Raw genomic sequence first — 12,236 nt, forward strand, 5'->3', positions numbered from 1 at the left:
CCTTACGGGTTCCGACATCTGAAGCTCTCCTCACTCTTTGCTCAAAACCGGACGCCCACTCGCGCATAGAGCTGGCGGCCCTCGTTCTCGTACGGCGCGCCGCCCGGATATCTGCGACCGTTGTTACGCACCGTGACCAGCCCGACTTCCTGGATGTAGTTGTCGAGCACGTTCTCGACGCCGACCGTGATGCCGACGCTGTCGCTGAACTGATAGCTACCGATCAGGTCGAGGAAGGTCTCGGCGCCGATCTGCTCGTAGACATAGGGAATCGTGGTGCTGGCGACGTAAGTCCACTCGCCGAAGTGCCGGCCGCGCGCGGTGAGTTGCCACTTGCCCAACGAATAATCCGCGGACAGATGACTCGTGAAGCGCGGAATCGTTTTCAGGAAAGTGACGCGCGCCTGTTCGTCGATCAGCACCGGGTCGTAGCGTCGATACTCGGTATCGTTGTAATTGCTCGCCCACGTGATCCCGAGCGCGCCGGGGCCGACCGAACCCTGCCAGTTGGCGACCAGGTCGAGACCGGTGGTACGAGTGTCGAAGCTGTTGGTGTAGAAGCTGACGTGCGTCAACTCATTCGCCAGAGGCACATTCTGATCGACCAGCTGCTGCCGCTGAGCCGCGGTCAACTCAAATGCTGTGGACAGACCGATGCGATCGTCAACGTCGATCCGATACGCATCGAGCGTGACCGAGGCTCCAGCAAATGGCCTCACCACCACGCCAAAGCTGAGATTCACCGACTCCTCCGGCGTAAGCGCCTTGCCGCCAAACAAAGCCGCGGCTTGTGAGTTCGACGGCAACTGTGCACGCACATCGACCGAGCGAGCGACGAGCGGATTCACGTTCGGGTTCTGGGCTACGTTCTGCAGATACTGTTGCCCCGGCGTTGGCGCACGGAAGCCAGTGCTGACCGCGCCGCGCAGACTGACGGTCTCAGCCAGCTCGAAGCGTGCCGCGAGCTTGCCGTTCGTCGTCGTGCCGAACAGCGAATAATCCTCGAAGCGACCAGCCACGCCGATGTTGAAACGATCGGTGAGGTTCACGTCGAAGTCGACGTAAGCCGCAGTGTTGTAGCTGTCCCAGGCACCGGCAGTCGCCGGATGCGCGCCGGGAAAGCCGTTCGACGCCGGCGACAGATCGCGCAGCGGACCGACCGCCCACGAGGCGTACTCACCCGCCGTGATACGAAACTCTTCGCGTCGATACTCCAGGCCGAAGCCGACGTTGATGGGATTGGCGAGTGCCGTCTGCCATTGATAAACGAAATCCAGATTGACGTCCTGTTCGCGCTGCTCGCGCCCGCCGTTGTCGAACTCCGTCGGCGACAACGAGCCCAACGACAGGTTGATGGATTCCTTCAACCAGTACTCGATCCGGTTGCTACCGGTGGACGCGGACAGATCCCAGTCGAGATTCGAGCCGAGCGTGCCCTTGAGCCCCGCGACGAAACTGTAGTCACGCGTATCCGAGCCGAAGCGCGGCGTGAAACCGCCGGGATAGATATTGAGCAGGTTGAAGTCGGGATCGGTGGCCGCCCACGTGTTCACGCCATCGGTGCCCGCGGTCTGGTAGATCGAATGATGACCGTTGGCCTTGATGTTGTAGCCGCCGTTACGAGCGAACGTGACCACGTTGCCGTCAGCATTGGGACCCGTGACAGTGAGCGACGGACGGTAGTTGAAATCGGCGACGCCGGTATCGTCGGCATAGCTGCCGAAGGTGTAGAGCTGCGTGCTTTCGGTCAGGTTGAAACCGGCGTTGACGAAGATCTTCTTCGTCTCCTGCTCCGGCAATCCATAGCGCTGCACGACTTCGCCGATGTTTCGCACGGCGCTGGCGTACGGCTCGCCTTGAGCCGCAATCAACGCAGCCTGCGGGCGTTGAATGCCGTTGTTGGTGGCGTCGGCATCGATGTACTCCGCCGCGAAGTTCAGATGCCCGCTGTCGCCGAACTCGAAACCGCTCGACCAGCCGACCTGCAGGTTCTGACCGTCGCCGCCGTCGTACTCGCCGAATTGCACATAGGTGTCGGTGCCCGGCTCGTCGTTCAGAATAAAATTGATCACGCCCGCAATCGCATCAGAACCGTATTGCGCGGCCGCCCCATCACGCAGCACCTCGGTACGCTTGAATGCATTGGCAGGAAGGAGCGCGAGATTCACTGCCTGCGCACCGCGCGCTGTGACATCTACGAACGCGGAACGATGAAAACGCTTGCCGTTCACCATCACGAGCGTGTGATCCGGCGACAGGTTCCGCAGCGACGCGGGCCGCACGAAAATCGAACCGTCCGCGGTGGGCAGGCGCCGCACGTTGTAGGACGGGATTGCCGCTTGCAGCTTGCCGTTCAGATCGGGCGTCGCGGTTCGCCGTAGATCGTCGTTGCTCACAACGTCGATGGGAACGTTCGACTCGAGAACCGTGCGCTCGGCACGTCGTGTCCCCGTGACGATGATTTGCTCCAAGCCCGCCGCCCGCTCGTCGCCACTCGCATCCGCCGCCGATCCTTGCGACGCCACGAGCACCGCCGCGATGGCCAGCGCGACGCGCGATGAGCGAATCAATGACCCAGTCATGAATCCAGGCTCCCGTATCGTTTTACTTGCGGGAACTCTAGCCACGCCGAGAGTTCGCGTGGAAATAGCAAAACACGATCACGACATACCCGGTCACAAATTGCTGTGACCGGCGCGTAACGTTTGTTTCTAAGCGGTTCTCGCCGGGTAACGAGAATGACAGAGCGGGATTGGAAACAAACCGCGAACGCCGCGATTGTTACTTCCCGATCACCCTAGGCCGAAGTTTTCAGGTGGGCGGTCGCCAGGCACTCGGCAAATGCCCGCACCACGCGCGACGGCGCAGGTGACCGACGAATCACACTAGCAAACCGACAGGAATAACGAAATCGCTGGGCATGCACGGCGCGCAGCTGCCCGGCCTTCACAAAACTGTCGGCGTAATGGTCGGGTAGGAATCCCAAATAAGCGCCCGACAGCACCAAGGTCGCAATCGCCTCCTGATCGAACCCGGTCGCGGCCCGCTCCAGCCGCGCCCGATGACTCGCCACCATGTTGGGCGAGTGATAACCGAGACCGGCGAACGGCAGCTTGCGGATCCTGGCCCAGCTCAAGCCTTCGTTATCGGTATTGAACAGCGGATGCCGCGCGCCGCAGTACATCAGCACGGTCTCGCCAAACAAATCCGTGTACGACAGCGCCTTGGAACTACGATGAGTGGGAATCACACCTACGTGATAGGTGCCGTCGAGCAAGCCGCGCTCGATGCCGTTGATGGAATCGACGTGCACGCTCAAGCTCACTTCGGGCGCCATGGCCGTGAACCGCTCCACCGCCGCATGAATGCGTGCTTCCGGATTGCTCACAGTCTTGTCGAACAGCGCGATCTCCAACTGACCGCCCATGCGGCGATGGATATCGTCGATGCCGCCGCGAAACGCCTCTACGGAACCGAGCAGCTTGAGGATCTCGCGATACACCCGGTCGCCTTCGGCGGTGAGCCCGAACCCGCCCCGCCCGCGCCGGCACAGTCGCAGTCCCAGGCGGGTTTCCAGATCCTTGACGTGCCGACTGACCGTCGAGGTGCCGATGTTCAGTTCCAGCTCCGCCGCCGCCATGCCGCCGCACTCGGCTACGGCCTTGAAAACCCGAAGCAAACGCAGGTCCAGATCGCTGACCTGGCCGAGGATGGCGCGTTCCCGAGGCTGCCGGCTTACTTTCATGGATGCGCAACTAAAGAGCGATGTTTGCTCATTTCCAAGAGTACCGGTTTTGCCGACGATGCGCCCATGACACTCGACGCTTATTGGATGCCGTTCACCGGCAACCGCGCTTTCAAGCAGGACCCTCGCATCATCGTGCAGGCCGACGGCGCCTATTTCACCGATGACCGGGGCCGCCAGATTCTGGACGGCCTGTCCGGCCTGTGGTGTACGGGGCTCGGCCATTGCCGCCGGGAAATCACCGAAGCGGTGTCGCGGCAGATCGCCCGCCTCGACTACTCGCCGGCCTTTCAATTCGGCCATCCGCTGGCGTTCGAGCTGGCCGAGAAGATCGTGTCGTTCATGCCTGCCGGGCTGAATCGGGTTTTCTTCACCTGCTCCGGCTCCGAGGCCGCGGACACCTCGCTAAAGATCGCCCGGGCGTATTGGCGCGCGAAGGGACAGGCCAGCAAGACGCGGCTCATCGGCCGCGAGAAGGGTTATCACGGCGTCAACTTCGGTGGCATCTCGGTGGGCGGCATCGGCGCCAATCGCAAGGTGTTTGGCCCGGCGGTCGAAGCCGATCATTTGCCGCACACCTTATTGCCTGCGAACGCTTTCTCACGTGGCATGCCGGCGAACGGAGCCGAGCTGGCCGACCGTTTGCTCGATCTCATCGCACTTCACGACGCCTCCAACATCGCGGCCGTGATCGTCGAGCCGTTCTCCGGATCGGCCGGTGTTGTCGTGCCGCCGCGCGGCTATCTGCAGCGGCTTCGTGAAATCTGTACTGCGAATAACATCCTGCTGATCTTCGACGAAGTCATCACGGCCTTCGGTCGATGTGGCGCGATGACGGGGGCCGAAGCGTTCGGCGTCGTTCCGGACATGATCAACATCGCCAAGCAAGTAACAAACGGCGCACAGCCGTTGGGCGCGGTCATCGCGAACGACGATATTCACAACGCGATCATGGATGCGGGCGGCCCCGACTATGCGATCGAGTTCGCACACGGCTACACGTACTCCGCTCATCCCGTGGCCTGCGCCGCCGGTATTGCGGCGCTCGACGTGCTTCGACAGGAACACTTGATCGAGCGCGTTCATGAGATGACGCCCTATTTCGAGCAGGCCGTTCACAGCCTGAAGGGCTCGCGACACATCGCCGATATCCGGAATTTCGGACTGGCGGCCGGCATCACGCTCGCCTCGCGGCCCGGCGAACCGGCGCGTCGTCCGCTCGAAGCGGCGCTTGCGTGCTGGCGCAAAGGCGTCTATGTAAGATTCGGCGGCGACACCTTGCAGATCGCCCCGCCCTTCATTGTCCAGCGCCCGGAGATCGATCGACTGATCGATACGGTGCGAGAGTCTTTGGCAGAGGTCGAATAAACATGAGCACGCTTCAGCATTGGATCGGCGGACGTCAAGTCGAAAGTAGCGGGACGCGAACCCAGCCTGTGTTCAATCCCGCCACGGGGCAACGCGTTCGCGACGTGGCGCTGGGCACCGTGCAGGACCTGCAGACCGCAGTCGATGCAGCCCTGCGAGCGCAGCAGACGTGGGCGGATATGCCGCCGATTCGTCGCGCTCGTCACTTGCTGAGTTTCCTGCAACTTCTGAATGAGCAGCGGGATGCTATCGCGGCGGCGATCACCGAAGAGCACGGCAAAGTATTATCGGATGCGCGCGGCGAAGTCATGCGCGGCATCGAGATCGTCGAGTTCGCCTGTGGCATCGCGCCCATGCTGAAGGGCGACTTCACCGATCAGGTCGCCACCGGCCTCGACAACTGGACCATTCGTCAGCCGCTCGGCGTCGTGGCGGGCATCACGCCCTTCAACTTCCCGTGCATGGTGCCGTGCTGGATGTTTCCTATCGCTCTCGCCTGCGGCAACACGTTTATTCTGAAGCCCAGTGAGCGCGATCCGTCCGCGTCTTTGTTGATGGCTCAGTTGCTGAAGCAAGCCGGCGTTCCCGATGGCGTGTTCAACATTGTCCAGGGCGATGCGACGGTCGTGAACGCGATCCTGCAACACCCTGACATCAAGGCCGTCAGCTTCGTCGGCTCCACCCCCGTCGCGAAGCACATCTATACGGAAGGCTCCCGCAACGGCAAGCGCACGCAGGCTTTAGGTGGCGCCAAGAATCATATGGTCGTCATGCCGGACGCGGATCTCGATCAAGCCGTCGACGCGCTGATCGGCTCAGCGTACGGATCTGCCGGCGAACGTTGCATGGCCATTTCTGTCGCCGTGCTCGTTGGCGATGTCGCTGACAAGATCATGCCGCGCCTCGCAGAACGCGCGCGAACCCTCAAGATTGCGGACGGCACCGTCGCGGACGCCGAGATGGGGCCTATCATCACTCGCGACTCGGTGAAGCGGATCAGCGGTTATATCGAGGAAGGTCGCACCAGCGGCGCGTCACTCGTGGTGGACGGCCGCGTCGATCCGAGCTCCGGCCAGCCGTTTGCAGTCAAGGGCCGGGAAGACGGCTTCTGGCTGGGCGGCACGCTGTTCGATCACGTCAAGCCGGAAATGAAAATCTATCGCGAGGAAATCTTCGGCCCGGTGCTCGCCTGCGTGCGTGTCAAAGACTTCACGGACGCGGTGCGCTTGATCAATGCTCACGAGTTCGCCAACGGCGTGTCCTGCTACACGCGCGATGGACACGTCGCGCGCGAATTCGCGCGACGTATCGAAGTGGGCATGGTCGGCATCAACGTTCCCATTCCCGTGCCGATGGCCTGGCACGGCTTCGGCGGCTGGAAGAGCAGCCTGTTCGGCGACACTCACGTCTACGGCCAGGAAGGCATCCGCTTCTACACGCGGCAGAAGTCCATCATGCAACGCTGGCCGGAGAGCACGGCGAAGGGATCAGAATTCGTGATCCCTTCGTCGATTTAGAACTTCACCCGCGCGCCAACGTAATACTTGCGACCGATGACGTCGTAGTGCGTGCCGTTGGTGGCGGAGTTCGAGATGAAGTTGAGCGGAATGACCGGCGGGTCTTTGTCGAGCACGTTATCGATGCCGGCGAAGATCCGCACCTCGCCGTTGCCGAAGTTCGACAAGTCGTAGTGGGCGGAAAGATCCACGTAGGTCACCGCGCCAATGTCGTTCTCGTTGCTGGCCAGGTCTTCCAGTCCATAGGTCGCGTCGTAGACGCCTGAGCCGATGTAACGTGCCTGCGCAAAGCCGCCCCAGTTTTCGAGGTCATAGCCGACGCTGAGCGTCGCTTTGAAATCAGGCGTACCGTAATTGGAGCCGGTGCCGAGCTCGCCCGCGGTATCGACCACCGCGCCGCCGGAGGGTGCGATCTCCTTGTGGATGAGATAGCTGGAGATCAAGCCGACGCTGAGATCGCCGGCGCCGACCGGCTGCGTGTAACGCAACTCGGCATCGATACCTTTCAAATCGAAGTTACCCAGATTCAGGTTCTTGCCGGCGACTACCTGGATGTCGCCGCTGCCGTCGGGATTGAACGTGATCAAGTCGCACAGAGCGGTTTCGCCCTTGAAGCAGCGAGTGACCACACTCTGCGCCGACAGAGTACCGATCGTGTCCGTCAGGTCGATGTGATACCAGTCCACCGAAGCGCGGAAGCCGCCGATGGAATACACGACGCCGAACGTCGTGGTCTTCGCCGTCTCCTCCTTCAGATCCGGGTTACCCATCGTCGGCGACTCGACGCGGTCCGTAGGCGGGACTTGCGGGTTGAGGAACGGATTGGAGACATTGCCGAACAGCAGCACGGTCTTGACGAACGTTTCACCGATGCTGGGCGCGCGAATGTCCTGAGAGACCGAGCCGCGGAATCGCAGCGATTCCACCGGCGAGTACACCAGACCGACCTTCCACGTCGTCACACTGCCGACGGTGCTGTAATCGGTGAAGCGAGCGGCCGCGTTGAGGTCCAGCGACTGCTGATCGGTCTTGAGCACAGGCAGTGCAAATTCCGCGAACCCTTCCTTGGCGGTGAATTCACCGTTGAGGGGCTGCGCATTGACGATCAGGAACTCTTCATTGGCGTTCGGCGCGTTGACGACGCGATCGAGCTGCTCCTTACGCCATTCGACGCCGAACGTGCCCAGCAACGGGCCGGCCCACGCATCGAACAGCTCGCCGCCCACATCGGCCATGAACACCGTCTGTTTGATCTCGGTGTCGGACGTACCACGACCCGTGATGTAGTCGAGTGCCGCCGCGCTGGGCGAACCTTTACCGAACAGATTGATGGGCACGCAACCCGGTGCGCCGTTCGCGCCGCCGAGATTGGCGCGGCAAACGATGTTGCCGCTGACAGGATCGCGCACGGCGTCGGCCGCGAGGACCAGATTGCCCACCAGCAAATTCTGCGGCTGTACGTTCGAGAACTTGGTGCGACCGTACTGACCCGACGCGTTCCATTTGAACGAGTTGCCGAAGTCGCCTTTGAACCCGGCCACGAAGCGCATGTTGTCGTTCTTGGATTCCGAGGTGATCGGCGGGATTTCCTCGAACGTGCGGAACAGAGTGAGCGGCCGTCCCCGCGCCGCGATGTCCGCGGGCAAGTAAGGATTGTCGGGAGTGATCTCCACATCGCCGAACGAAAATGCGTCGACCAGCTTACCGGTCGACTTCGACTGCGCGAAGCTCGCCTCGACGAACGCCTCGGTGTTATCGCCGATGTCGTGTTGAAGGGTCGCCAGAACGTTGAAACGTTCCGTGGGAATGAAGATAGCGCTGCGATCGCCGAGCCGCGAGCCGCTGCCGCCGATCATGAAATCGCCCATGATCTCGCCCAACTGACGCTCCTGCGCCGTGCCATCGGGAAAGAACTCGAGATTGCCGTTGGGGCCGCCCGGCAGCGTCACGCCGTTCGGCGAAGCAATGAACAGCACCGCATTGTCGCGAATCAAATACTGCGGAATGCCATCGGTCAGGCTGGTGTTCGCCGGGTTGTTGACCAGCGCCGGGCTGCGACGCTGCCAGGCCCGATCGCGACCTTCAGCGATGCCTTCATTCTTGTTGTAATCGGCGGCGAGCAGGAAATGACCGCTGCCACCGCTGAGTGAAGTTCCCCACGCCGCCGCGAGCCGCGTGTCCTCCGCGTCGCCGTGTTCGGACTGGCCGTACTGCGCGTTGAACTTGAGGCCTTCGAGATCTTCGTCGTAAATCAGATTGACGACGCCGGAGACGGCGTCCGAGCCCCAAGCCGCCGACGCGCCGCCGGTCACGACTTCGACTCGACCGATGGCCAGCGACGGCACCGCGTTCAAGTCCACGTTGCCGAACTCATCGAACGGCGTACCGCGACGACCGTTCAACAGCACCAGATTGCGATTGGTGCCCAGGCCGCGCAGGTCGACTGCGTTGATGCCGTTCTGGCGACTGTTCAAGCCGGTGGAAGCCGGCGTGATCGTGCCGGTGAACGCGGGGATTTCATTGATCACATTGGCGATGTTGGTGGTGCCGCGCTGCTCGACTTGCGAGGCGTCGAGAACCGAAACCGGCGTGGGCGCCTGGAACCCGCTGTGCTCGATACGCGAGCCGGTGACCGTCAGCTCTTCGAGCGTGTCGCCGGGATTTGCCGTACTCGCTTCCTGCGCGAAGGCATATTGACCACCCAAAACACACGCGATGCCAACCGCCGCGCGAACCAGAGAGCGCTTCGAACCGTAGCCCATGACCATCCCCAAAATCTTGTTTGAGCTAGGTTAGGACATGGATATCCCAATAGTCAAAATTTTCTCCTAATGGAGAAAACCGAGCATTTGACGCTCAATGGCGCTCAGCGACGTTTAGCAGCGATCTCCGCGGCGAGGGTCTTCGCTGTCACCGAGCGCGGATGGTCGGGCCCCAGTTGCTTGATGAGGATTTCGCACGCCGCGTCGATCTCACGCTGCGCTTCGGCCAAGTTGCCACGTTGCGCGAGCACCCTGGCCAGCTGACGGCGGGCGTTGCCGACCCGCCAATGCTCCGGCCCGAGCGCTTTGATCAGCGCATCCGAGCCGCTGCGTAACAAGCGCTCCGCCTCATCATCGCGCCCGAGCCGGCTCAACGTCAGCGCCCAACTGTTGCTGGTGCTGATCGTGTCTGGATTGTCGGCGCCCAGATTGGCCTGTCGATTCTGCAACGCTTGTCGGTAGAACGCCTCGGCCTCCTGCCAGCGGTTCATCGAAATGTAGAGCGCGCCAAGATTGTTATAGGTTGTGCCTACTTCAACCGCGGTCGGCCCGAGCGTGCGACGCTGGATCTCGGCGGCCTGCAGATAGACGGTGGCCGCTTCGTCGTATTTCTCCGGGATATCTGAAATCGCGTTGGCCAGATTATTCAGAGCGACACTGACTTGCGGATGCCCGTCGCCGTAGAGTTGACGCGTCTCCTCCACCAACGAACGTAACAACGGCTCGGCCGCGGCGGGCTCGCCTTTGATGACAAAGGCATCGGCCACTGCGCTCTGCGCTTCGAGCGTCATCTCTGCAATGGGTCCGTTGGTCTTCAGTTGCTCGCGATACGCTTGTTGTAACGTCTCGAGACCTTCGTCGACATGTCCCTGGGCCAGTGCGATTCGTCCGGATAGCAACAACGCATAGCCTCGCGTCGCCTGCGCTTCAGCGGATGTTCCGGAAGTCGCCAGCACCTGCCGCACCAACTCCGCCGCTTCGTCGAACTCGCTGCGACGGCGCAGGATATTCGCCATTTCGACCTTGGCTTGATTCAGCACATCAGGGTCGCGCCCGGTCAGTTCCAGTGTCCCCATCGCCTCGTGCAACAACTCACGCGCCCGATTGAGATCGCCGTCCTCACGCTTGACCAGTGCCAGATCCAGCAGCGCCTTGGCATATAGGCCAGGCTCAGCTTCCACCTTCTTTCGACGCAGCTCGATCGCCTGTTCAATCAGCCTGGCCGCATCGGGATAGGCACCGATGCCCCGATATGCATTGCCTGCGGATTCCAACAACGCCGCACGGACATCCTCGCGCTGCTGGTCCAGCTGCAACTGCAGGCGGCGCACTCCGGCATCCAACAGCAGACGCGCGGAGATATCTTTGGTGCCGCTGATGAGTGGATTGGCGAGCTCAAACAATCCCGCCGTGAAATTAGTAACACGACGCGCGACCGCGGCTTCGTCGTTGGCACGATCCCGTTCCCGTTGTGCCTGTTGTGCCAGCTGTCGCATCGTGAGGCCGAACAAGATCGCGACCACGAACGCTGTACTCAAGCCCGCGACGGCCAACCGATGTTGTGACACGAACTTGCGCGCTCGATACAGCGCCGAGCCCTCTCTCGCACGAACAGGCTCGTTGTTCAAATAGCGGAGCAGATCCTCCCGTAGCGCGGCCGCCGTCGCGTATCGCTGCTTTGGATCGGGTCGTAACGCCATTTCCAGCACGGCATCGAGATCGCCGCGCAGCGCCTTGGCCCGCGCACCGGTCGCAAACTGCGAAGCACGGGGAATGCGCCCCTCCAGTGCAATCTTGATCCGATCGGTACGGCTCGAGCCTTTAGGCAACGGGTGTTCGCCGGCCAGCAATACATACAACAGCATGCCGAGCTGATAAACATCGGTTGCCGTGGTCGGTAGCTCGCCGAGAATTTGTTCCGGCGCCGCGTATTCCGGCGTCAATACGACTTCATCGATTTGGGTCAGCGAGCCGTCGACATCCTCGTGCTGTTCTCCCAACAGTTTGGCGATGCCGAAGTCCAGCAGCTTCACCGCGCCATCGCGGGTCACCAGCACATTCGACGGCTTCAGGTCACGGTGAATGACCAGTTGGCTATGCGCGTATGCGACCGCCGATACCGCATCGAGAAACAAACGGACCCGGTCGCGAATCGACAGCTCGCCGAGCTCGCAATGATCGTCGATGCGCTCGCCATCGACGTATTCGAGCACCAGGAATTGTCGATTGTCTTGGGTCGTGCCGGCGTCGAGCAGCCGCGCGATGTTCGGATGAGCGAGCCGCCCGAGCAGCCGGCCTTCGCGAGTGAAGCGCTCCGCGAGCCTCGACTGGACGATGCTGCTGTCGAGAAACTTCAGTGCGACCTTGCCGTCGAACCGGCCGTCGCTGCGCGCGGCCAGCCACACTTCTCCCATACCGCCGCGACCGATCATTCGCTCGATGGTGTAAGCCCCCACCACCTGACCGGTCAGCGACACATTGGCCGCCGCGACCAACTGGGCCGCCGGCGTCGCGGACACATTCAAGAAGCCTTCGGCGTTCAATACGTCCTGTTCGGCAAGCAGCTCGCGCACGGCCCGGGCGATTTCCGGCTCGCGCAGCTCGAGATCGGCGAGCCAGCGCTCGCGGGCCTCGCCCTCCAGATCCAGCACCTCATCCAGATAGGCCGTCACCCGGCGCCAGGTCGCGGGATCGAGCAATTGGGCGGTCATGCGTGCGGTCCCGCTTTGAGTTCGTTTCGCTCATCCTAACCGTAATCGGAAAGCGACGGCGCCACCCGACAGGGCAATTTCTGGGCGGCGGGCCTCGTGCTATAGAATCGCCACGCCGGTGGGGATGACCGGC

6 protein-coding genes are annotated in these 12,236 nt (G+C 61.9%); 2 read left to right on the plus strand and 4 right to left on the minus strand.

The genetic code is table 11. The features are described 5' to 3' along the window. Positions 1-41 precede the first annotated feature (41 nt). The gene (locus ACFPN2_RS32975) at positions 42-2,582 is read right to left on the minus strand and encodes a TonB-dependent receptor plug domain-containing protein (protein ID WP_380604703.1); all 2,541 of its coding nucleotides are present in this window, start codon (positions 2,580-2,582) and stop codon (positions 42-44) included. Positions 2,583-2,797: 215 nt separating this feature from the next. Then, entirely contained in the window at positions 2,798-3,745 is a 948-nt protein-coding gene (locus ACFPN2_RS32980) for a LysR family transcriptional regulator (RefSeq protein WP_380604705.1), read from the minus strand. A gap of 66 nt (positions 3,746-3,811) precedes the next feature. On the opposite strand from ACFPN2_RS32980, the gene aptA reads away from it, so the two are divergent. Both aptA and ACFPN2_RS32990 read left to right on the plus strand, forming a co-directional pair. After that, complete coding sequence (gene aptA / locus ACFPN2_RS32985) at positions 3,812-5,113, plus strand: omega-aminotransferase AptA (protein ID WP_380604707.1); 1,302 nt, start codon at positions 3,812-3,814, stop codon at positions 5,111-5,113. A gap of 2 nt (positions 5,114-5,115) precedes the next feature. Beyond that, positions 5,116-6,630 (plus strand): CoA-acylating methylmalonate-semialdehyde dehydrogenase, encoded by a 1,515-nt coding sequence (locus ACFPN2_RS32990; protein WP_380604709.1) that lies wholly within the window; start codon positions 5,116-5,118, stop codon positions 6,628-6,630. Here the strand turns inward: ACFPN2_RS32990 and ACFPN2_RS32995 are convergent. Together ACFPN2_RS32995 and ACFPN2_RS33000 are read right to left on the minus strand one after the other, a co-directional pair. Continuing rightward, positions 6,627-9,392, minus strand: a complete 2,766-nt coding sequence (locus tag ACFPN2_RS32995) for a TonB-dependent receptor plug domain-containing protein (protein WP_380604711.1) — start codon at positions 9,390-9,392, stop codon at positions 6,627-6,629. The two genes, ACFPN2_RS32990 and ACFPN2_RS32995, sit on opposite strands and share 4 nt — an antisense overlap. Before the next feature lie 104 nt (positions 9,393-9,496). Continuing rightward, positions 9,497-12,103 carry a protein kinase domain-containing protein gene (locus ACFPN2_RS33000; RefSeq protein ID WP_380604713.1) on the minus strand — a complete coding sequence of 869 codons (2,607 nt, stop codon included), beginning with the start codon at positions 12,101-12,103 and terminating at the stop codon, positions 9,497-9,499. Positions 12,104-12,236: the final 133 nt, after the last annotated feature.

Origin of the sequence: Steroidobacter flavus (assembly GCF_042651805.1) — a bacterium.
In the GTDB taxonomy this organism is placed as follows: Bacteria; Pseudomonadota; Gammaproteobacteria; order Steroidobacterales; family Steroidobacteraceae; genus Steroidobacter; species Steroidobacter flavus.